Source organism: Pseudomonas sp. PDM21, assembly GCF_014852505.2.
Taxonomy (GTDB): domain Bacteria; phylum Pseudomonadota; class Gammaproteobacteria; order Pseudomonadales; family Pseudomonadaceae; genus Pseudomonas.
In genome coordinates, this window is the sequence record NZ_CM181223.1 from 1,799,585 (window position 1) to 1,820,274 (window position 20,690).

Annotated in this window: 18 protein-coding genes and 4 tRNA genes; 18 read left to right on the top strand and 4 right to left on the bottom strand. The window is 64.3% G+C overall.

Going from position 1 to position 20,690, the window contains the following annotated elements:
* Nucleotides 1-11: 11 nt before the first annotated feature.
* From argR to IB275_RS08590, 15 genes are all read left to right on the top strand, one after another.
* A complete protein-coding gene (gene argR, locus IB275_RS08520) occupies nucleotides 12-995 on the top strand; it encodes a transcriptional regulator ArgR (protein WP_192289251.1) in 984 nt (327 codons plus the stop codon).
* A 369-nt stretch (nucleotides 996-1,364) separates the two neighbouring features.
* Entirely contained in the window at nucleotides 1,365-2,585 is a 1,221-nt protein-coding gene (locus IB275_RS08525; protein ID WP_138215126.1) for an aspartate aminotransferase family protein, read from the top strand.
* A gap of 165 nt (nucleotides 2,586-2,750) precedes the next feature.
* Nucleotides 2,751-3,767 (top strand): arginine/ornithine succinyltransferase subunit alpha, encoded by a 1,017-nt coding sequence (aruF, locus tag IB275_RS08530; protein ID WP_138215125.1) that lies wholly within the window; start codon nucleotides 2,751-2,753, stop codon nucleotides 3,765-3,767.
* Nucleotides 3,768-3,778: 11 nt separating this feature from the next.
* Nucleotides 3,779-4,798 (top strand): arginine N-succinyltransferase, encoded by a 1,020-nt coding sequence (astA, locus tag IB275_RS08535; RefSeq protein ID WP_192289248.1) that lies wholly within the window; start codon nucleotides 3,779-3,781, stop codon nucleotides 4,796-4,798.
* Nucleotides 4,799-4,823: 25 nt separating this feature from the next.
* On the top strand, nucleotides 4,824-6,290 hold the full coding sequence (gene astD / locus IB275_RS08540; RefSeq protein ID WP_192289246.1) for a succinylglutamate-semialdehyde dehydrogenase: 1,467 nt from the start codon (nucleotides 4,824-4,826) through the stop codon (nucleotides 6,288-6,290).
* Nucleotides 6,290-7,636 (top strand): N-succinylarginine dihydrolase, encoded by a 1,347-nt coding sequence (astB, locus tag IB275_RS08545; protein WP_192289244.1) that lies wholly within the window; start codon nucleotides 6,290-6,292, stop codon nucleotides 7,634-7,636. The genes astD and astB overlap by 1 nt, the downstream gene beginning before the upstream one ends.
* A gap of 9 nt (nucleotides 7,637-7,645) precedes the next feature.
* The gene (locus IB275_RS08550; protein WP_026078911.1) at nucleotides 7,646-7,927 is read left to right on the top strand and encodes a GTPase; all 282 of its coding nucleotides are present in this window, start codon (nucleotides 7,646-7,648) and stop codon (nucleotides 7,925-7,927) included.
* Nucleotides 7,928-7,977: 50 nt separating this feature from the next.
* Nucleotides 7,978-8,970 carry a succinylglutamate desuccinylase gene (gene astE / locus IB275_RS08555; protein WP_192289242.1) on the top strand — a complete coding sequence of 331 codons (993 nt, stop codon included), beginning with the start codon at nucleotides 7,978-7,980 and terminating at the stop codon, nucleotides 8,968-8,970.
* Between the two features lie 92 nt (nucleotides 8,971-9,062).
* Complete coding sequence (gene ltaE / locus IB275_RS08560) at nucleotides 9,063-10,067, top strand: low-specificity L-threonine aldolase (RefSeq protein ID WP_192289240.1); 1,005 nt, start codon at nucleotides 9,063-9,065, stop codon at nucleotides 10,065-10,067.
* Nucleotides 10,068-10,188: 121 nt separating this feature from the next.
* Complete coding sequence (alaS, locus tag IB275_RS08565) at nucleotides 10,189-12,813, top strand: alanine--tRNA ligase (RefSeq protein WP_192289237.1); 2,625 nt, start codon at nucleotides 10,189-10,191, stop codon at nucleotides 12,811-12,813.
* Between the two features lie 101 nt (nucleotides 12,814-12,914).
* Nucleotides 12,915-14,150: an aspartate kinase gene (locus IB275_RS08570; RefSeq protein ID WP_081517979.1), complete on the top strand. Its 1,236-nt coding sequence runs from the start codon at nucleotides 12,915-12,917 to the stop codon at nucleotides 14,148-14,150.
* 186 nt (nucleotides 14,151-14,336) lie between these two features.
* The gene (gene csrA / locus IB275_RS08575) at nucleotides 14,337-14,522 is read left to right on the top strand and encodes a carbon storage regulator CsrA (protein WP_003085981.1); all 186 of its coding nucleotides are present in this window, start codon (nucleotides 14,337-14,339) and stop codon (nucleotides 14,520-14,522) included.
* A gap of 60 nt (nucleotides 14,523-14,582) precedes the next feature.
* Nucleotides 14,583-14,673 (top strand) — tRNA-Ser (locus IB275_RS08580).
* A gap of 110 nt (nucleotides 14,674-14,783) precedes the next feature.
* Nucleotides 14,784-14,860: transfer RNA gene (locus tag IB275_RS08585), tRNA-Arg, on the top strand.
* Nucleotides 14,861-14,958: 98 nt separating this feature from the next.
* A tRNA-Arg gene (locus IB275_RS08590) sits at nucleotides 14,959-15,035 on the top strand.
* An 83-nt stretch (nucleotides 15,036-15,118) separates the two neighbouring features.
* Here the strand turns inward: IB275_RS08590 and bamE are convergent.
* Nucleotides 15,119-15,646, bottom strand: coding sequence for an outer membrane protein assembly factor BamE domain-containing protein (gene bamE, locus IB275_RS08595; RefSeq protein WP_192289235.1), 528 nt, complete (start codon nucleotides 15,644-15,646; stop codon nucleotides 15,119-15,121).
* A gap of 322 nt (nucleotides 15,647-15,968) precedes the next feature.
* Between bamE and mgtE the strand changes: the two genes are divergently transcribed.
* On the top strand, nucleotides 15,969-17,411 hold the full coding sequence (gene mgtE, locus IB275_RS08600; protein WP_192289233.1) for a magnesium transporter: 1,443 nt from the start codon (nucleotides 15,969-15,971) through the stop codon (nucleotides 17,409-17,411).
* A 125-nt stretch (nucleotides 17,412-17,536) separates the two neighbouring features.
* On the opposite strand, the gene amrZ is transcribed toward mgtE, so the two are convergent.
* Nucleotides 17,537-17,869 carry a transcriptional regulator AmrZ gene (gene amrZ / locus IB275_RS08605; RefSeq protein ID WP_017517196.1) on the bottom strand — a complete coding sequence of 111 codons (333 nt, stop codon included), beginning with the start codon at nucleotides 17,867-17,869 and terminating at the stop codon, nucleotides 17,537-17,539.
* 487 nt (nucleotides 17,870-18,356) lie between these two features.
* Between amrZ and phnN the strand changes: the two genes are divergently transcribed.
* The gene (gene phnN, locus IB275_RS08610; protein WP_081517982.1) at nucleotides 18,357-18,920 is read left to right on the top strand and encodes a phosphonate metabolism protein/1,5-bisphosphokinase (PRPP-forming) PhnN; all 564 of its coding nucleotides are present in this window, start codon (nucleotides 18,357-18,359) and stop codon (nucleotides 18,918-18,920) included.
* A gap of 2 nt (nucleotides 18,921-18,922) precedes the next feature.
* Here phnN and IB275_RS08615 read toward each other — a convergent pair whose 3' ends face one another.
* Nucleotides 18,923-19,399 (bottom strand): GNAT family N-acetyltransferase, encoded by a 477-nt coding sequence (locus IB275_RS08615; RefSeq protein WP_081517983.1) that lies wholly within the window; start codon nucleotides 19,397-19,399, stop codon nucleotides 18,923-18,925.
* Between the two features lie 92 nt (nucleotides 19,400-19,491).
* Between IB275_RS08615 and IB275_RS08620 the strand changes: the two genes are divergently transcribed.
* Nucleotides 19,492-19,568: transfer RNA gene (locus IB275_RS08620), tRNA-Arg, on the top strand.
* A gap of 53 nt (nucleotides 19,569-19,621) precedes the next feature.
* On the opposite strand, the gene IB275_RS08625 is transcribed toward IB275_RS08620, so the two are convergent.
* Nucleotides 19,622-20,689: a GGDEF domain-containing protein gene (locus IB275_RS08625; protein ID WP_081517996.1), complete on the bottom strand. Its 1,068-nt coding sequence runs from the start codon at nucleotides 20,687-20,689 to the stop codon at nucleotides 19,622-19,624.
* Nucleotide 20,690 lies beyond the last annotated feature (1 nt).

Sequence of the window (20,690 nt, forward strand, 5' to 3'; positions counted from 1 at the left end):
GACCTGATCGCATGACCGCACAACGCATCGGATTCCTCCTCTGGCCGCACACGCGGGCGCTGACCCTCGGTCTGGCCGAGGAGGCTCTGCGGGTCGCCCGCCGACTGCACCCCGAAGCGCTCTACGAACCGGTCTTCATGAGCGCCGAACCGGTGGCCGAGGCCGATGGCTGGCGCCTGCCGGGGCAGGCCTGGAGCGGTGTGCTGGAGCAGTGCCAGCGGATATTCCTGGTCGCCGACGAGATTCCGCAGACGGTCCCCGCGCCACTGGCTGCCGTACTCAAGCAGCTGTCGCGCAGCGGTGTGAGCATCGGAGCATTGTCCGCCGGTATCTACCCGCTGGCGCAGTTGGGTCTGCTCGACGGTTACCGCGCCGCTGTGCACTGGCGCTGGCACGACGATTTCACCGAGCGTTACCCCAAGGTCATCGCCACCAACCACCTGTTCGAGTGGGACCGTGATCGACTCAGTGCTTGCGGCGGCATGGCGGTGCTCGATCTGCTGCTGGCCGTGCTGTCCCGCGACCATGGTGCGGAGCTGGCGGGCGCAGTCTCCGAAGAGCTGGTAGTGGAGCGCATCCGCGAAGGCTCCGAACGCCAGCGCATCCCGCTGAAGAACCGCCTCGGCTCCAGCCACCCGAAGCTCACCCAGGCGGTGCTGCTGATGGAGGCGAACATCGAGGAGCCGCTGACCACCGACGAGATCGCCCAGCACGTGTGCGTCTCGCGCCGCCAGCTGGAGCGCATCTTCAAACAGTACCTGACCCGGGTGCCCAGCCAGTATTACCTGGAGCTGCGCCTGAACCGCGCGCGGCAGATGCTCATGCAGACCAGCAAGTCGATCATCCAGATCGGCCTGTCCTGCGGCTTCTCCAGCGGTCCGCATTTCTCCAGCGCCTACCGCAACTTCTTCGGCGTGACCCCGCGCGAAGACCGCAACCAGCGCCGCGGCCAGAGCGCCGCCGAAGCCGCCCCGGTCGCCACCGAGCGCGGTTGACACCGCGCTTTGCGCAGGGCGAATAACCTGGAGCTGGTTATCCGCCCTACAAGCTTCGCCTGATACTTTCTTGTTGCGCAGTTGGCGAGCAGGGGGCAGACGCCCTCTCGCTCCTGCACAAAAGCCCCTTCCTGCCTTATTCCTTTTTCCCTCGTTCGCGCAGCGAACAAATTCCACGGTCGCTTGTACCCGCAGCAGGCCGCAGGCCTTACACTGCGCCTTCCCGACGCTTTCTGTCGCATTTCCGTAAGCCTCGGCAATTCGCGGGTTGGCGCTATAACAAGTTGTCGCATGGCGGCAATGACGGCCCGCTGTTCGTCCCTACAATCCATTCATCGATAGCCGCCTCAACCAGGCAGGAGAACACCGATGTCCGCTCCGCAAGCTCAGGTCCAACGCTCCGACTTCGACCAGGTCATGGTTCCCAACTATTCGCCGGCAGCCTTCATTCCGGTGCGTGGCGAGGGTTCCCGAGTCTGGGATCAGAGCGGCCGAGAGCTGGTGGACTTCGCCGGCGGCATCGCGGTCAGTTCCCTGGGGCATGGCCATCCAGCGCTGATGCAGGCGCTGACCGAGCAGGCCGGCAAGATCTGGCACGTCTCCAACGTCTTCACCAACGAGCCGGCCCTGCGCCTGGCCAAGAAGCTGATCGACGCCACCTTCGCCGAGCGCGTGTTCTTCGCCAACTCCGGCGCCGAGGCCAACGAGGCCGCGCTGAAGCTGGCGCGCCGCTACGCCCACGATGTCTACGGCCCCGAGAAGTACGAGATCATCTCGATGGTCAACAGCTTCCACGGCCGTACCCTGTTCACCGTCAATGTCGGTGGCCAGGCCAAGTACTCCGATGGTTTCGGCCCGAAGGTCGAAGGCATCACCCACATCCCGTTCAACGACCTGGAAGCCCTGAAGGCGGCCATCTCCGACAAGACCTGTGCCGTGATCATCGAACCGGTGCAGGGCGAGAGCGGCGTGCTGCCGGCCGACCAGGCCTACCTGGAAGGCGTGCGCAAGCTGTGCGACGAAAACAACGCGCTGCTGATCTTCGATGAAGTGCAGAGCGGCTTCGGTCGTATCGGCTACCTCTACGCCCACCAGTACTACGGCGTGAACCCGGACATCCTCTCCAGCGCCAAGGGCCTGGGCGGCGGCTTCCCGATCGGCGCCATGCTGACCACCGCGAAGATCGCCGAGCACCTGGTCGTCGGCACCCATGGCACTACCTACGGCGGCAACCCGCTGGCGTGCGCAGTCGCCGGCGCAGCCTTCGACGTGATCAATACCCCGGAAGTGCTCGCAGGTGTGAAAGCCAAGCACGAGCGCTTCAAGGTCCGCCTGGAAAAGATCGCCGCCGAGTACGGCATCTTCACCCAGGTTCGCGGCATGGGCATGCTGATCGGCGCGGTGCTCAACGATGCCTTCAAGGGTAAGGCCAAGGACGTGCTCAACGCCGCTGAGAAGGAAGGCGTGATGGTCCTGCAGGCTGGCCCGGACGTGGTGCGTTTCGCGCCCAGCCTGGTGATCCCGGACGCGGACATCGACGAAGGCCTGGATCGCCTCGAGCGCGCCATCGCCAAGCTGACCCGCGGCTGATCCCCCGGCTACGCTGAACCGGCGGGGCCTGTGCCTCGCCGCTCAACCGGCCGGATCGTCCCGGCCGGTTCTTCGAATGCCCCTATGAGCGCGGCACAGGCTGTGTCGCGTCCATGATCCATCAACCAAGAATCACAATTTTTGTCTGGTTAGAGGAGTGACGCCATGCTGGTGATGCGCCCCGCCCAAGTGGCCGACCTGCAGCAAGTGCAGCGTCTCGCCGCGGACAGCCCGGTCGGCGTCACGTCGCTGCCGGACGACGCGGAACGCCTGCGCGAGAAGATCCTCGCCTCGGAGGCCTCGTTCGCCGCCGAAGTGAGCTTCAACGGTGAAGAGAGCTACTTCTTCGTGCTCGAGGACAGCGAGACTGGCCGCCTGGTCGGCTGCTCGGCCATCGTTGCTTCCGCCGGCTTTTCCGAGCCCTTCTACAGCTTCCGCAACGAAACCTTCGTGCATGCTTCCCGCGAGCTGAAGATCCACAACAAGATCCACGTCCTCTCGCTGTGCCACGACCTCACCGGCAACAGCCTGCTGACCAGCTTCTACGTCGAGCGCGACCTGGTGAACACGCCGATCGCCGAGCTCAACTCCCGTGGCCGCCTGCTGTTCATGGCCAGCCATCCGGAGCGCTTTGCCGACGCGGTGGTGGTGGAGATCGTCGGCTACAGCGACGATCAGGGCCAGTCGCCGTTCTGGAACGCCATCGGGCGCAACTTCTTCGATCTCGACTACACCGAGGCCGAAAAACTGTCCGGGCTGAAGAGCCGCACCTTCCTCGCCGAGCTGATGCCGCACTACCCGATCTATGTGCCGCTGCTGCCAGACGAGGCGCAGGAAGCGATGGGCCAGGTGCATCCGCGTGCGCAGATCACCTTCGACATCCTGATGCGCGACGGCTTCGAGTCCGAGAACTACGTGGATATCTTCGATGGCGGTCCGGCGCTGCATGCGCGGACCTCGAACATCCGCTCCATCGCTCAGAGCCGCCAGGTGCCGGTGCGCATCGGCGCGTCGGGTCATGGGAGCCGCAGTTATCTGGTGACCAACGGCCAGTTGCAGGATTTCCGCGCCATTGTCGCCGAACTCGACTGGGTGCCGGGCAAGCCCGTCACCCTGAACCAGGAAACCGCCGATGCCTTGGGCATCGGCGAGGGCGCCAGCGTGCGCCTGGTTGCGATCTGAGGGGAGAGAGCATGATCGTCCGTCCCGTAACCAGCGCCGACCTGCCGGCTCTGTTTGACCTGGCGCGCAGCACCGGCACCGGTCTGACCACCCTGCCGGCCAACGAGCAGCGCCTGCAGCACCGGGTGAACTGGGCCGAAAAGGCCTTCCGTGGCGAAGCCGAGCGCGCCGACGCCGACTACCTGTTCGTGCTGGAGAACGATGAAGGCAAGGTCGTCGGCATCTCCGCCGTGGCCGGCGCCGTCGGCCTGCGCGAGCCTTGGTACAACTACCGCGTTGGCCTGACCGTCAGCGCCTCCCAGGAATTGGGCATCCACCGCGAGATTCCCACGCTTTTCCTGGCCAACGACCTCACCGGGCAGTCCGAGCTGTGCTCGCTGTTCCTGCATGCGGATCACCGCTCCGGCCTGAACGGTCGCCTGCTGTCCAAGGCGCGCTTCCTGTTCATCGCCGAGTTCCGCGAGCTGTTCGGTGACAAGGTGATCGCCGAGATGCGCGGCATGTCCGATGCGGCCGGGCGCTCGCCGTTCTGGGAAAGCCTGGGCCGGCACTTCTTCAAGATGGAATTCAGCCAGGCCGACTACCTGACCGGCGTGGGCAACAAGGCCTTCATCGCCGAGCTGATGCCCAAGTTCCCGCTTTACACCTGCTTCCTCTCGGAAGAGGCGCGCTCGGTGATCGGCCGTGTGCACTCCGATACCGAGCCGGCGCTGGCCATGCTCAAGGCTGAAGGTTTCAGCTATCAGGGTTACGTCGACATCTTCGACGCCGGCCCCGCCATCGAGGCGCCGACCGAGAAGGTCCGCGCCATCGCCGACAGCCAGAACCTGGTGCTGGCGATCGGCACGCCGGGCGACGATGCCGAGCCTTACCTGATCCACAACCGCAAGCGCGAGGAGTGCCGTATCACCGCGGCCCCGGCGCGCGTGGCCGCCGGCTCGCTGGTGGTCGATGCGCAGACTGCCAAGCGCCTGCGCCTGTCCGCCGGGGCCTCGGTCCGCGCGGTGCCCCTCTCCGGAAAACGCAACTGACGCCGCCCGGCGTCAGGGGAGCCTGATGATGAATACCCACTACATTGCCGGCCAGTGGCTGGCGGGCGAAGGCGAGCCTCTGGAATCGCTGTGCCCGGTCAGCCAGAACGTGGTCTGGTCCGGCCGTGCCGCTTCCGAGTCGCAAGTCGCCGCCGCCGTCACCGCCGCGCGCAATGCCTTCCCGGCCTGGGCCCGTCGCCCGGTGGAGGAGCGCATCGCCGTGCTGGAGCGCTTCGCCGCTGCCCTCAAGGGCCGCTCCGAAGAAATGGCCCGCGCCATTGGTGAGGAGACCGGCAAGCCGCTGTGGGAAGCCGCCACCGAAGTGACCAGCATGGTCAACAAGGTCAACATTTCGGTCCAGGCCTTCCGTGAACGCACGGGTGAAAAGAGTGGCCCGCTGGCCGACGCCACTGCCGTGCTGCGCCACAAGCCTCACGGTGTGGTCGCCGTGTTCGGCCCTTACAACTTCCCCGGCCACCTGCCCAACGGCCACATCGTGCCGGCCCTGCTGGCGGGCAATGCCGTGGTGTTCAAGCCCAGCGAGCTGACCCCGAAGGTCGCCGAGCTGACCCTGCAGGCCTGGATCGAGTCGGGCATTCCCGCTGGTGTGATCAACCTGGTGCAGGGCGCCCGCGATACTGGGGTGGCCTTGGCTGGCAACGACGACATCGACGGCCTGTTCTTCACCGGCTCCAGCCGCACCGGTAACCTGCTGCACAGCCAGTTCGGCGGTCGCCCGCAGAAAATCCTGGCACTGGAAATGGGCGGCAATAACCCGCTGATCGTCGACGAAGTGAAGGACGTGGATGCTGCTGTCTACACCATCATCCAGTCCGCCTTCATTTCCGCCGGCCAGCGCTGCACCTGCGCCCGCCGCCTGCTGGTGCCGCAGGGCGCCTGGGGCGACGCGCTGATCGAGCGCCTGGTGGCCGTGGCCGCGACCATCAAGGTCGGCGCCTTCGATGAGCAACCGGCGCCCTTCATGGGCTCGGTGATCTCGCTGGCCGCCGCCGAGCATCTGATCAAGGCTCAGGAACAACTGCTGGCCAAGGGTGCCAGGCCGCTGCTGGCGATGACCCAGCCGCTGGCCACGGCCGCGCTGCTGACTCCCGGCATCCTCGACGTGACCGCCGTCAGCGAGCGCCCGGACGAAGAGTTCTTCGGCCCGTTGCTGCAGGTGATCCGCTACGCCGACTTCGACGCCGCCGTGCGTGAAGCCAACGCTACCCAGTACGGCCTCGCTGCTGGCTTGCTGTCGGACTCCCGCGAGCGCTATGAGGACTTCCTCATCGAAAGCCGCGCCGGCATCGTCAACTGGAACAAGCAACTGACCGGCGCCGCCAGCAGCGCGCCGTTCGGCGGCATCGGCGCCTCCGGCAACCACCGCCCGAGCGCCTACTACGCAGCCGACTACTGCGCGTACCCGGTCGCCTCGCTGGAAAGCGACAGCCTGAGCCTGCCTGCAACCCTGACTCCGGGAGTGAGCCTGTGATGACCGCCTATGAAATGAACTTCGACGGTCTGGTCGGGCCGACGCACAACTACGGCGGCCTGTCCTACGGCAACGTGGCTTCGCAGAGCAACAGCCAGGCCGCGTCCAACCCACGTGAAGCGGCGAAACAGGGCCTGTCGAAGATGAAGGCGCTGATGGAGATGGGCTTCAAGCAGGGCGTGTTCGCCCCGCAGGAACGCCCTGCCGTCGCCTCGCTGCGCGCCCTGGGCTTCTCCGGCACCGACGCCGAGGTGATCGCCAAGGCAGCGAAAGACGCCATGCCGCTGCTCGCTGCGGTCAGCTCGGCGTCCTGCATGTGGACCGCCAACGCCGCCACCGTCAGCCCCGGTGCCGACACGGCCGATGGCCGCGTGCACTTCACCGCCGCCAACCTGAACTGCAAGTTCCACCGTTCCATCGAGCACCCGCAGACCAGCCGCATCCTTGCGGCGATGTTCAATGACGAGCAGCACTTCGCCCACCACGCCGCGCTGCCGGCAGTCGCCCAGTTCGGCGACGAGGGCGCGGCCAACCACACGCGCTTCTGCAAGTCCTATGGCGAAGCTGGCGTCGAGTTCTTCGTGTTCGGTCGCAGCGCCTTCGACAGCCGCTTCCCGGCGCCGCAGCGCTACCCGGCGCGGCAGACCCTGGAAGCCTGCCAGGCGGTCGCCCGCCTGCACGGCCTGAGCGACGACGGCGTGGTCTACGCCCAGCAGAACCCGGCGGTAATCGACCAGGGCGTGTTCCACAACGACGTCATTGCGGTCGGCAACGGCGAAGTGCTGCTCCACCACGAAGACGCCTTCCTTGACACCGAGCGCGTGCTTGCCGAGTTGCACGACAAGCTGGGGCGCCGTGGCGGTCGCTTCCGCGCCGTGTGCGTGCCGCGCGACCAGGTGACTGTCGAGGACGCGGTGAAGTCCTACCTGTTCAACAGCCAGTTGCTCACGCGCGCCGATGGCAACATGCTGCTGATCGTCCCGGAGGAGTGCCGCAAGAACGAGCGCGTCTGGCAATACCTCTCGCGCCTGACCGCCGAGGACGGCCCGATCCGCGAGGTGAAGGTGTTCGATCTCAAGCAGAGCATGCAGAACGGCGGCGGCCCCGCTTGCCTGCGCCTGCGCGTGGCGCTCAGCGACGCCGAGCTGGCCGCGGTCAATCCGGGCGTGATCATGACCCCGACCCTGCACGACACCCTGGTCACCTGGGTCGACAAGCACTACCGCGATCGACTGGCCGAAACCGACCTGGCCGATCCGCAACTGCTCGTCGAGTGCCGGACGGCGTTGGATGAATTGAGCCAGATCCTTAAACTGGGCTCGGTTTATCCCTTCCAGCAGATTTGAGTAACTGACATGACCGAAAGCCTCCCGCTGATTCTCGAAGACAACAAGGGCGAGCGCCGCGAAACCCACACCGCGCGCCTGGCCATCCGCCTGGAAGGGCGCGAGCTGTGGCTGGAGGCCGATGGCAAGGGCGGCCTTACGATCTACGCCGACTCCCATGAGGACGATGCCGAGATCCCGCTGCTGGTGGTGCGCCCGCAGGCGGTGAACCAGTTGGGCCTGAGCCTTGAGCTGGAAGCCGCCGAAGTCCACGAACATGGTCCAGACTGTGGATGTGACCATCACCACTGATCGCGGAGTCTGCGGCCGCTCCGGCCGCGGGGAATGATGGAGGCGTCCGCATGCTAGCTCTGGGCAAACTGCTCGAACTGACCCTCGCCGGCCGTGAGCCGACGGAAAAGATTCAGCTCACCGCGGACGGTACCCGTCTGCACTGGCTGGCTGAAGGCGCCCTCGAAGTCACTCCGCCGGTGGCGCGCGACAATGGCCGCGACCTGCTGCTCTCGGCGGGTATCCACGGCAACGAGACGGCCCCCATCGAACTGCTCGACCGCCTGGTGCACCGCATCGCCCGTGGCGAGCTGAAGCCGGCGTCGCGGGTGCTGTTCCTGCTCGGCAACCCCGAAGCCATGCGCCGTGGCGAGCGTTACCTGGAGCAGGACATCAACCGCCTGTTCTGCGGTCGCCACGAGGAGGGCAGCGGCAACGAAGCGCTGCGGGCGTCAGAGCTGGAGCGTCTGGCTGCCGCGTTCTTCGCCCGCGAGGGCCGCCCGCGTCTGCACTACGACCTGCACACGGCCATTCGGGGTTCGAAGATCGAGCAGTTCGCGCTCTACCCCTGGGCCAGCGGCCGCGAGCACTCCCGCGACGAGCTGGCGCGCCTGCGCAGTGCCGGCATCGATGCGGTGCTGCTGCAAAGCAAGCCGGGCATCACTTTCAGCGCCTACACCTACAGCCAGCTGGGCGCCGAGGCGTTCACCCTGGAACTGGGCAAGGCGCGGCCGTTCGGCCAGAACCAGGCGGTGAACCTGGATCGCCTCGAAGCGATGCTGCAGGGCGTGATCAGCGGCCAGGAGGCGGGCGGCGCGCAGATCGACGGCCTGCAACTGTTCGCGGTCTCCCGCGAAGTGATCAAGCACAGTGATCACTTCCGCCTGCATCTGGACGATGCGGTGGACAATTTCACCGAGCTGGATCACGGCTTCCTGCTCGCCGAGGACATCGGCGGCACCCGCTGGATCGTGGAAGAGCAGGGCGCGCGGATCATCTTCCCCAACCCGCGGGTGAAGAACGGCCTGCGCGCCGGCATCCTGGTCATTCCCACCGAGCTTTGATCTCCCCGGCGCGCGCCCATCGCGCGCCTTGTTTCCCCTCTGGCGAGCGCTTAGCATCGGCCCTTTCCGCCTGATGCCCGAGGAGCCTTGCCATGTCCATCATCGACCTTCGCAGCGACACCGTGACCCTGCCCACCGCCGGCATGCGCGAGGCGATGGCGCGGGCCGAACTGGGCGATGACGTCTACGGCGAAGACCCGACGGTGAACCGTCTGGAAGCGTCCCTGGCCGAGCGCCTGGGCTTCGCCTCCGCGCTGTTCGTGCCCACTGGCACCATGAGCAACCTGCTCGGCCTGATGGCTCACTGCGGCCGGGGCGATGAGTACATCGTCGGCCAGCAGGCGCACACCTATAAATATGAAGGCGGCGGCGCTGCGGTCCTGGGCTCGATCCAGCCACAGCCCATCGATGGCGAAGCCGACGGCTCGCTGGACCTGGCCAAGGTCGAGGCGGCGATCAAGCAGGACGATTTCCATTTCGCCCGCACTCGCCTGCTGGCGCTGGAAAACACCATGCAGGGCAAGGTCCTGCCGCTGACCTACCTGGCCGCTGCACGGGAAATGACTCGCCGCCGTGGCCTGGCGCTGCACCTGGACGGCGCGCGCCTGTACAACGCGGCAGTGAAGCTGGGCGTGGATGCCGGCGAGATCACCCGCCACTTCGACTCCGTCTCTGTTTGCTTGTCCAAGGGCCTTGGCGCGCCGGTGGGGTCGGTGCTCTGCGGCGATGCCGAGCTGATCGGTCGCGCGCGTCGCCTGCGCAAGATGGTCGGCGGCGGCATGCGTCAGGCCGGTGGCCTCGCGGCGGCGGCGCTGTATGCGCTGGACCATCAGGTCGAGCGCCTGGCCGAGGACCACGCCAACGCCGAAGCGCTGGGTCGTGGCCTGGCCGAACTGGGTTACGCCATCGAGCCGGTGCAGACCAACATGGTCTACGTCGGCATCGGCGAGCAGGCCGGCGCGCTGGGCGAGCACCTGGCCGAACATGGCATTCGTGTCAGCCCGGCGGCGCGCCTGCGACTGGTCACCCACCTCGGTGTGAAAAGCGCCGATATCCCGCGTATCGTCGAAGCTTTTGCCGCCTTTCGTCGTTCCTGACAGAAATTATTGCGCGATAGGGGTTAACTATCGCGCAAAGACACTACAACCTTGATGCGGGGCCGATATAATGCGGCCCTTTGCCGGCGATTCGTGGCCGCATTTTTCCGTGGAAGAACCTATGAAAAGCGCTGAAATCCGTGAAGCCTTCCTCCGCTTCTTCGAAGAGAAGGGGCACACCCGCGTAGCGTCCAGTTCGCTGATCCCCGCGAACGACCCGACCCTGCTGTTCACCAACGCAGGCATGAACCAGTTCAAGGATTGCTTCCTGGGCCTGGAAAAGCGCGCCTACACCCGCGCCACCACCAGCCAGAAGTGCGTGCGTGCCGGCGGCAAGCACAACGACCTGGAAAACGTCGGTTACACCGCGCGCCACCACACCTTCTTCGAAATGCTGGGCAACTTCAGCTTCGGCGACTATTTCAAGCGCGACGCCATCACCTACGCCTGGGAATTCCTGACCTCGGACAAATGGCTGAACCTGCCCAAGGAAAAGCTCTGGGTCACCGTCTACGCCAGCGATGACGAGGCGTACGACATCTGGACCCAGGAAGTCGGCATTCCCGCCGAGCGCATGGTCCGCATCGGCGACAACAAGGGCGCTCCCTACGCATCGGACAACTTCTGGGCGATGGGCGACACCGGTCCGTGCGGCCCGTGCACCGAGATCTTCTTCGACCACGGCGCCGACATCTGGGGCGGCCCGCCCGGCTCGCCGGAAGAAGACGGCGACCGCTACATCGAGATCTGGAACAACGTCTTCATGCAGTTCAACCGCACCGCGGACGGCGTCATGCACCCGCTGCCGGCGCCGAGCGTGGACACCGGCATGGGCCTTGAGCGCATCAGCGCCGTGCTGCAGCACGTCCACTCGAACTACGAGATCGACCTGTTCCAGAGCCTGCTGAAGGCTTCGGCCGACGCCATCGGCTGCGCCAACGACGACGCACCGTCGCTGAAAGTGGTTGCCGACCACATCCGCTCCTGCGGCTTCCTGATCGCCGACGGCGTGCTGCCGTCCAACGAAGGTCGTGGCTATGTGCTGCGCCGCATCATCCGTCGCGCCTGCCGCCACGGTAACAAGCTGGGCGCCAAGGGCACCTTCTTCCACAAGATCGTCTCCGCCCTCGTCGGCGAGATGGGCGAGGCCTTCGTCGAGCTCAAGCAGCAGCAGGCGCACATCGAGCGCGTGCTGAAGACCGAGGAAGAGCAGTTTGCCAAGACCCTGGAGCAGGGTCTGAAGATCCTCGAGCAGGACCTGTCCGAGCTCAAGGGCAGCGTCATCCCCGGCAACGTGGTGTTCAAGCTGTACGACACCTACGGCTTCCCGGTGGACCTGACCAACGACATCGCCCGCGAGCGCAGCCTGACCCTCGACGAGGAAGGCTTCGAGCGCGAGATGGAGGCCCAGCGCGAGCGTGCCCGCTCCGCCAGCGCCTTCGGCATGGACTACAACAGCCTGGTGAAAGTGGATGGCGACACCCGCTTCCTCGGCTACCAGGGCGTTTCCGGCGCCGGCCAGATCATTGCCCTGTTCAAGGACGGCAAGGCCGTCGAGCAGTTGGGTGAAGGCGAGGAGGGCGTGGTCGTCCTCGACCAGACTCCGTTCTACGCCGAATCCGGCGGCCAGGTTGGCGACAGCGGTTTCCTTGAGGCTGCAGGCGTGCGCTTCGACGTGCGCGACACCACCAAGGCTGGCGGCGCTCACCTGCACCACGGCGTGGTTGCCCAGGGCAGCCTGACCGTTGGCGCTGCCGTGAAGGCCGAGGTCGCGCCTGGCGTGCGCCAGGCCACCGCGCTGAACCACTCCGCTACCCACCTGCTGCACGCTGCGCTGCGCCAGGTACTGGGCGATCACGTCCAGCAGAAGGGCTCGCTGGTCGACAGCCAGCGCCTGCGCTTCGACTTCAGCCACTTCGAGGCGATCAAGCCCGAGCAGCTGAAGCAACTGGAAGACATCGTCAACGCCGAAATCCGCAAGAACTCCGAGGTCGAGACCGAAGAGACCGATATCGAGTCCGCCAAGAACAAGGGCGCCATGGCGCTGTTCGGCGAGAAGTACGGTGATCAGGTGCGCGTGCTGAGCATGGGCGGCAAGTTCTCCGTCGAGCTGTGCGGCGGTACCCACGTGTCCCGCACCGGCGATATCGGCCTGTTCAAGATCACCAGCGAAGGCGGTGTGGCTTCCGGCGTGCGTCGTATCGAGGCGGTCACCGGCGGCGCAGCGCTGGCCTACCTCAACGGTGCCGAAGAGCAGCTCAAGGAGGCAGCCGGCCTGGTCAAGGGCAGCCGTGACAACCTGCTGGACAAGCTCTCCGGTCTGATCGAACGCAACCGTCAGCTGGAGAAGGAACTGGAGCAGCTCAAGGCCAAGGCCGCCAGCGCGGCCGGCGACGACCTGGCGGGTTCCGCCGTGGAAGTCGGTGGCGTGAAGGTGCTGTCCTCGCGTCTCGACGGCCTGGACGGCAAGGCGCTGCTGGCGCTGGTCGACCAGTTGAAGAACAAGCTGGGCAGCGGGGTCATCCTGCTGGGCGGCGTGTTCGAAGAGAAGGTCGTGCTGGTCGCCGGCGTGACCCAGGACCTGACCGCCAAGCTGAAAGCGGGCGATCTGATGAAGCAGGCCGCTGCGGCCGTGGGCGGGAAGGGCGGTGGTCGCCCGGACATGGCCCAGGGCGGTGGCGTCGATGCCGGCAAGCTGGACGAAGCTCTGGCGCTGGCAGTGAAGTTTGTCGAACAGGGCCTCTAAAGGCCCTGAAATACGGGGCCCGCAGCGCGTCCGGCGGGCCTTGGCAGCATGCGGTGATGCATGTTTAATGGGCGCCCTTCAGGAATCAGGCGGCTTTTGAAATGGCTTTGATCGTACAGAAGTTTGGAGGGACCTCCGTCGGCACCGTCGAGAGAATCGAGCAGGTAGCCGAGAAGGTGAAGAAATTCCGTGAAGCGGGCGACGACATCGTCGTGGTGGTGTCCGCCATGAGCGGCGAGACCAACCGCCTGATTGGTCTGGCGAAACAGATCATGGACCAGCCGATTCCGCGCGAGCTGGATGTGATGGTCTCCACCGGCGAGCAAGTGACCATCGCCCTGCTGAGCATGGCGCTGATGAAGCGCGGCGTGCCGGCGGTTTCCTACACCGGTAACCAAGTCCGTATCCTTACCGACAGTTCCCACACCAAGGCGCGTATCCTGAGCATCGACGATGCGAACATTCGCGCAGATCTGAAAGCCGGCCGTGTAGTCGTGGTCGCTGGCTTCCAGGGTGTGGACGAGCAGGGCAACATCACTACCCTCGGCCGTGGTGGTTCCGACACCACCGGCGTAGCCCTGGCGGCGGCACTGAAGGCCGATGAGTGCCAGATCTATACCGACGTCGATGGCGTCTACACCACCGACCCGCGCGTCGTGCCGCAGGCGCGCCGCCTGGACAAGATCACCTTCGAAGAGATGCTGGAAATGGCCAGCCTCGGTTCCAAGGTGCTGCAGATCCGCTCGGTGGAATTCGCCGGCAAGTACAACGTCCCGCTGCGCGTGCTGCACAGCTTCCAGGAGGGTCCGGGCACCCTCATTACCCTTGATGAAGAGGAATCCATGGAACAGCCGATCATCTCCGGCATCGCCTTTAACCGCGACGAAGCCAAGCTGACCATCCGTGGCGTACCGGATACTCCCGGCGTTGCTTTCAAGATTCTCGGCCCGATCAGTGCCGCCAATGTAGAAGTCGACATGATCGTGCAGAACGTCGCGCACGATAACACCACCGACTTCACCTTCACCGTGCACCGCAACGACTACCAGGCCGCCCTGGAAATCCTCAAGCAGACCGCCACCACCATCGGTGCGCGCGAAGCCACTGGCGACACCAACATCGCCAAGGTTTCCATCGTCGGTGTCGGCATGCGGTCTCACGCCGGTGTCGCCAGCCGCATGTTCGAAGCCCTGGCCAAGGAGACCATCAACATCCAGATGATCTCCACCTCGGAAATCAAGGTTTCCGTGGTCATCGAAGAGAAATACCTCGAGTTGGCGGTCCGTGCCCTGCACACCGCTTTCGAACTCGACGCCCCGGCCCGACAGGGCGAGTAAGGCGGGATATACCGAAAGGCGCGGCTACCCCGCGCCTTTTGTCGTTTTTGACTGTCTGACAGGAACTTTCTTTCCGGCAGGACTGGTCAATACTTGGGTGAAGGATTCGCGCACTTGATCTATACGAATCTGCCACCATTTCTTTTTTTGCAGACTGCTTATCCCGTAACACGTAAGGAGAAAGGAATGCTGATTCTGACACGCCGGGTCGGAGAGACCCTGATGGTCGGTGATGACGTCACCGTGACTGTACTGGGCGTCAAAGGCAATCAGGTGCGTATCGGTGTGAATGCGCCGAAGGAAGTTGCCGTGCACCGTGAGGAAATCTACCAGCGCATCCAGAAAGAGAAAGACCAAGAACCAAACCATTAATTTTTCTAAAATTTTTCTTTGCAAACGGGGAAAACATGGATATCATGCGCCCCGTGTTGCGGAGAGGTGGCCGAGTGGCCGAAGGCGCTCCCCTGCTAAGGGAGTACACCTCAAAAGGGTGTCGGGGGTTCGAATCCCCCCCTCTCCGCCATTGCATCCTCTGGTGCGATGAGTTGCCCGGTTACGTAAGTGACTGAAAAGATTGAAAAAATCTTGTTGACAGCTCAGAAGAATCGCCCTAGAATTTGCGCCCTCATCAGCGCACTCATAGCTCAGCTGGATAGAGTACTCGGCTACGAACCGAGCGGTCGGAGGTTCGAATCCTCCTGAGTGCGCCATATAAGAGGCAACGCGAAAGCGGGGCTTCAGTGGCGAAAGGGCTGAAAAGCCATTAGCTGCAACCAGTTGGTGAATCTGGTTAAACTTTGCCAACGACGCACTCATAGCTCAGCTGGATAGAGTACTCGGCTACGAACCGAGCGGTCGGAGGTTCGAATCCTCCTGAGTGCGCCATATACAAAAGGGCCTGCAGTAATGCAGGCCCTTTTTCTTTGCCTTCAAAAAACTTTCCATTCGAAAAGCATTGGGCGGCGTAATCAGCGCTTCGCCTTGCCCATCACGCAACCATCCTCGTCAAAGGTCACGGTACGTGCGCCGTGCTTCTTGTCCGCCTCGTAGTGGTAGCGCAACGTCTCGTTGTGCTGGCTGGTCCTGTCGGGCCTCCCCAGGGCGCTCTCCACGTCGCTGCGGGTCATTCCGGTCCTCACTCGCCCTTCGATGATCGCCTTGCGCCGTGCGCTGCCAGTGACGCGATTGCCGCAGCCATTCTGCTGTTCGCCAACGACCACGACGGACTCTCGCTCGGCGTCCTTCTTGCCCTGACCTTTGCTGCGCACCAGCGGCTTCTGTGGGGCGGACTCTTGCGGGATCGCCATCGGCACCGGCTCGCCGCTGCCGGGCGTGGGGTTGTTCGCTTCCTGGATTTCCTGCTGCCTTTCCACGGGGCAGCCATACTGACTGAACAGCACGCTGCCGTCGGCCGCAGTGCAGCGGAACACCGAGGTCGCCTCGCTGGTCGGAACCAGTGGAATCAGGAGTGAGCAGAGCAGGGCGGGCAGGCGCATGGTTTCCTCCGTGATGGCGGGCCTGCCTGCAGCCTAGGAGTGGAAATTGTCAGTCGGAGCCGGGTGTCCTGTGGGAGCTTTCGGGCGTCGAACCGGGCAGTGATTCGCCAGTGAACTTTCGCCCGCAAGCGATTGTTCTGGCCGCCATTTTGTAACGCCTAATACACCCCGGAGTGTTATCATTTCCCGCATCTGCCCTCGATGGGCGCATGGGACACCACCATGGACTTACCCAGTAGTTACTCAGAACCCCGATTGCGTACACACGACCTGATGTATTGATCCCCTCTGGCCCGTTCTGCCACTGGGGGTGGAGCGTGCTATGACCGAAGTAGAAGCCAAGAAGCCGCAGGAAAGCCTGCAGGACCGCCTCAACCAGGTGGTCGACCTGCTGCACAAGCACAAGCTGGTGGAAGACCTGACGCACCGTCAGGAAGGCCAGCATCAAGACCTCGTCGAAAACCTCGTGCATCGCCAGAACCTGGCGGAACTCCAGCGCAAGCTGGAAGAGTTGCACCCGGCCGACATCGCCCACATTCTCGAATCCCTTCCGCTGGATGACCGCCTGACGGTCTGGCAGCTGGTCAAGGCCGAGCGCGACGGCGACATCCTCCTCGAAGTCTCCGACTCCGTGCGGGAAACCCTGATCGCCGACATGGACGATCACGAGATCCTCGCCGCGGCCAGGGACATGGACGCCGACGAACTCGCGGACCTCGCGCCGGAACTGCCGCGCGATGTGGTCCACGAGCTGATGGAAAGCCTCGACCAGCAGCAACGCGAGCGTGTGCGTTCGGCGCTGTCCTACGAGGAAGACCAAGTCGGCGCGCTGATGGACTTCGAGATGGTCACCATCCGCGACGACGTCAGCCTGGAAGTGGTGCTGCGCTACCTGCGTCGACTGAAGGAGCTGCCGGGCCATACCGACAAGCTCTTCGTGGTCGACTACGACGGCGTGCTCAAGGGTGTGCTGCCGATCAAGCGCCTGCTGGTGAACGATCCGGACAAGGACGTGGCTGAAGTCATGGCTACCGATCCGGTGACTTTCACCCCCGACGAGGACGGCTACGACGCCGCCCAGGCGTTCGAACGTTACGACCTGATTTCCGCCCCTGTGGTGGACAAGAACGGCAAGCTCATCGGCCGTCTGACCATCGATGAGATGGTCGACCTGATCCGTGAGGAAAGCGAAAGCGAAGTCCTGAACATGGCCGGTCTGCGCGAGGAAGAAGACATCTTCGCCTCGGTCTGGAAGTCGGTCGGCAACCGTTGGGCGTGGCTGGCCACCAACCTGGTCACTGCCTTCATCGCCTCGCGGGTGATCGGCCTGTTCGAAGGTTCCATCGAGAAGCTGGTGGCGCTGGCCGCGCTGATGCCCATCGTGGCCGGCATCGGCGGCAATTCCGGTAACCAGACGATCACCATGATTGTCCGCGCCATGGCGTTGGATCAGATCCAGACCAGCAGTGCCAACCGCCTGCTGCGCAAGGAGCTGGGCGTAGCGCTGGTGAACGGCCTGGTATGGGGTGGCGTGATCGGTCTGGTTGCCTTCTACCTTTACGGCAACTGGGAGCTGGGTGCGGTCATGACAGGCGCCATGACGCTCAACCTGCTGCTCGCCGCGATGATGGGCGTGCTGATCCCGATGACGCTGCTGCGCCTGGGCCGCGACCCGGCCATGGGCTCCAGCGTGATGATCACCGCCATGACCGACAGCGGCGGATTCTTCATCTTCCTCGGGCTGGCCACGCTGTTCCTGATGTAACGCCAGCTCTGCCGAAAAGGCCGCCCGCGAGGCGGCTTTTTTGTGCCTGTGGTTATGCGGCACCGGTAAATCGCGGGCATGAAAAAGCCGGCTCGAGGCCGGCTGTTTCGGGTGGCGCGAACGAATCAGGCGTCGTTCTGTGCCATCTCGGCATCGTGCGCGATCAGGGCGATCAGCGCGTTCTGCTGACGATGGGTCAGCTGACGGAAGCGCTGCAGCAGTTCGCGCTCGTGCAGGCTGAGTTCCGGGCTGTCCAGGCGAATGCCCAGGTTGTCCTGCAGGGCGCCTTCCTGCAGCAGGCTCTGTTCGAGACGCGCGATGATCTCGGAGTTCATGCTGCGGTGGTGGCTGCGAGCGACGTCGGCGATACGCTCACGCATGCCTTCGGGCAGACGTACGACGAACTTGTCAGCGGTACGGCTGGAGTAGGTGGGGGTTGCCTGTTTCAATGGGCGCATACTTTAAACCTGTAAGTCAGGGAGGCCGATGCCATGGGTCAGCGTTCGTTCAGGCCCTTTGACAGCGATTTCCAGTGGCCGTTCAGCGCGTCGTCAAAGCTTTTGAAAAAATATCCAATAACTTGACGTCAAACCTTCGGCATATTGTGTCTCGGGTGAAGGCTAAATGCCAGCACCAATCGTCCGAAATGAGACCGCCTAGGCAGACCCTTCTTTGGATGGGAATTGAAGGGAAAGCTGGCGAAGTGCCCGTTCCAGTCAGCGTAGTCGATGTGTACTGTGCGCCTGCCTGCCGTTGGGCAGCCTGATGAGGGCACTTCGTCGCGGATTGCCATGATGGCACAGCGCTGGGTGGAGAGTCAGGAGCGGTGGCGGCGTGCGGGCGTCGATATCGGGTTTTCACTGATATCGCACAAGGCTCGGAGTATTATCCGCCCCGCGGATCAGAATTGAAGTAGCGCCGAGCCGCCGGCGCACCGAGAGTTTCATGACCCCAGGCAGACTGATTTTCCTGATGGGCCCTTCGGGCTCCGGCAAGGACAGCGTGTTGCAGGCCGCCAGCGCTCCGCTGGCCGCGTTGGATTGCCGGATCGTCCGGCGCGTCATCACCCGGTCAGCCGAGGCGCGGGGTGAAGAGGCGCAGTCGGTGAGCATCGACGAATTCGCCGAGCTGGAGCGCTCCGGCGCCTTTGCCATGAGCTGGCGCGCCAATGGCCTGCATTACGGCATTCCCCGCGAGATAGATGACTGGCTTGCTGCCGGTCACGACGTGCTGGTCAATGGTTCGCGCAAGTACCTGCCTGAGGCCCGTCGTCGTTATCCGCAGCTGATCGCGGTGCTGCTGAAGGTCGATGCCGAGGTGCTGCGACAGCGCCTGCTCAAGCGCGGGCGGGAGACGCTGGTGGAAATCGAGGAGCGCCTGGCGCGCAATGCGCACTTTGCCGATGGTCTGCCCGGGCCGCTGGTGGAGCTGGATAACTCGGTGTCCCTGGATGTGACAGTCGGCCACCTGCTGGGCTTGCTCGCCCCGCCGGATGCCCAGGCCAGCTGAAGTCAGTCCAGGCTCAGCGACAGGCTGACGCCGTGGGGCGCGAAGCCCATCGCCGCATAGAAACGGTGCGCCATTTCCCGGTCCTGGTGGCTGGAGAGCGCCAGCTTGTAGCACTTCCAGTCCCGCGCCCATTCCACGGCCCGGCCGATCAGCGCCTGGCCGATGCCCTGGCCGCGTGCACGGCTGTCCACCACCATGTCCTCGAGGATTGCCGAGCGGGCGAAACCGTGGGCGATGTGTTCGATCAGGTGCAGCGTGCAGGTGCCGAGCAAGGCTCCGTCGCGCTCGGCGATCAGCGTTACCCGCGAGGGCTGCTGGTTGCTCAGGGCGAGGGCGAGCAACGCGGTGTCGGGCAGCGGGTCGCGTGTGCCCAGTTGTTGCAGCAGAGGAGCAAGGGCCGCCGCATCATCGGCCGTGGCGACGCGCACATCGAAGGTAGCGAAGGGGGAATCGGGCAGGGCGCCGTCGTCTGTGGTCATGGTGATTCTCCGGCTGACGGCGAAATTATGGACCGCGACGGTGGCGGCGGCATGACAAATCGCTTGTCGGTGGTTAACATGCCGACCCGATTGTCCCGGTAGCTCAATTGGATAGAGCGTCCCCCTCCTAAGGGGAAGGTTGGAGGTTCGACCCCTCTCCGGGACACCAGTACGCCAAGGCCCGCAACTGCGGGCCTTTTTCGTTTCTGCCCGGGGTGGCCATCAAGGCGAAAAGGTCACCCGGTTGCGCCCGTTGTGCTTGGCGTCGTACAGCGCCTGGTCGGCCTTGATCAGCGCCTGGCTGAGGGTGCCGTCGGCGGTGAGATGGGCCAGGCCCAGGCTGATGGTGACGTTGGGTGTACCGGGCAGCTCGGCGGTCACGCGGCGCAACTGCTCGACCCGCGACTGAGCCTCCTCCACGCTGATCCCCCACAGGTACAGGCCGAACTCCTCTCCGCCCAGGCGGGCGAATTCGAAGTCCTGCATTTCATGCTGGATGGCGCGCGCGACGCGGGTCAGCACTTCGTCGCCGATGTCATGCCCGTAGGTGTCGTTGACCCGCTTGAAGTGATCGATGTCGATCATCACCAGGTAGCGCTGCTCGCCGTCGCCTCCCAGGCGCTGGCCGACGCGGGTCATGAAGGAGCGGCGGTTGGGGATGCCGGTGAGCACGTCGAGGTAGGCCTGATCCAGCAGCAGCCGGGCCATGGCGTAGTTGTACAGCTTGGCCTTGCTCAGGTGGTGGAAGATGTAGACCGAGAGCGCGCTGATGAACAGCGGGTAGCAGACCAGCATGCTGCGTCGCGCGTCCAGGGCCGGCACATCGCCCAGCAGCGGGTTGAGGAAGGTCCAGGTCACTACCAGCACGGAATAGAAGGCGAGATTGTTCAGCGGCATCGCGGTGGCACTGTAGAGCACCGTGGCGGCCGCGATCACCAGCCAGGCAGGGCGCAGTGGCTCCGGCAAGCCGTCGATCACCAGGCGTGCGCCGAGGCTGAAGGTGATGACGAAGGCCAGGTTGAGCCAGTAGAAGTGCATCGCCTTGCGTACGAAGCTGGCCACCACGGTGATGAGGAAGAACACACCGAGGAAGAGCACCGAGACATAGGTGAAACCCTGACCGGCCTGGAAGCTGACGATGAGATCGAAGAGCAGCCACATGGCGGCGCTCACGGCAAAGATCAGCAGGCTGAGCCCGTGGAGTCGCTCGAAATCGTGCTGGAGGAATTCGGCCCTGATCCCGGCCGGGACGCTTTGCTTGAGTATCTCGGACTCGATGGTCTTGAACATG

Coding starts and splice junctions, on each gene's coding strand:
- argR (WP_192289251.1), top strand. CDS start 12: ATGACCGCACAACGCATCGGATTCCTCCTCTGGCCGCACACGCGGGCG.
- IB275_RS08525 (WP_138215126.1), top strand. CDS start 1,365: ATGTCCGCTCCGCAAGCTCAGGTCCAACGCTCCGACTTCGACCAGGTC.
- aruF (WP_138215125.1), top strand. CDS start 2,751: ATGCTGGTGATGCGCCCCGCCCAAGTGGCCGACCTGCAGCAAGTGCAG.
- astA (WP_192289248.1), top strand. CDS start 3,779: ATGATCGTCCGTCCCGTAACCAGCGCCGACCTGCCGGCTCTGTTTGAC.
- astD (WP_192289246.1), top strand. CDS start 4,824: ATGATGAATACCCACTACATTGCCGGCCAGTGGCTGGCGGGCGAAGGC.
- astB (WP_192289244.1), top strand. CDS start 6,290: ATGACCGCCTATGAAATGAACTTCGACGGTCTGGTCGGGCCGACGCAC.
- IB275_RS08550 (WP_026078911.1), top strand. CDS start 7,646: ATGACCGAAAGCCTCCCGCTGATTCTCGAAGACAACAAGGGCGAGCGC.
- astE (WP_192289242.1), top strand. CDS start 7,978: ATGCTAGCTCTGGGCAAACTGCTCGAACTGACCCTCGCCGGCCGTGAG.
- ltaE (WP_192289240.1), top strand. CDS start 9,063: ATGTCCATCATCGACCTTCGCAGCGACACCGTGACCCTGCCCACCGCC.
- alaS (WP_192289237.1), top strand. CDS start 10,189: ATGAAAAGCGCTGAAATCCGTGAAGCCTTCCTCCGCTTCTTCGAAGAG.
- IB275_RS08570 (WP_081517979.1), top strand. CDS start 12,915: ATGGCTTTGATCGTACAGAAGTTTGGAGGGACCTCCGTCGGCACCGTC.
- csrA (WP_003085981.1), top strand. CDS start 14,337: ATGCTGATTCTGACACGCCGGGTCGGAGAGACCCTGATGGTCGGTGAT.
- bamE (WP_192289235.1), bottom strand. CDS start 15,646: ATGCGCCTGCCCGCCCTGCTCTGCTCACTCCTGATTCCACTGGTTCCG.
- mgtE (WP_192289233.1), top strand. CDS start 15,969: ATGACCGAAGTAGAAGCCAAGAAGCCGCAGGAAAGCCTGCAGGACCGC.
- amrZ (WP_017517196.1), bottom strand. CDS start 17,869: ATGCGCCCATTGAAACAGGCAACCCCCACCTACTCCAGCCGTACCGCT.
- phnN (WP_081517982.1), top strand. CDS start 18,357: ATGACCCCAGGCAGACTGATTTTCCTGATGGGCCCTTCGGGCTCCGGC.
- IB275_RS08615 (WP_081517983.1), bottom strand. CDS start 19,399: ATGACCACAGACGACGGCGCCCTGCCCGATTCCCCCTTCGCTACCTTC.
- IB275_RS08625 (WP_081517996.1), bottom strand. CDS start 20,689: ATGTTCAAGACCATCGAGTCCGAGATACTCAAGCAAAGCGTCCCGGCC.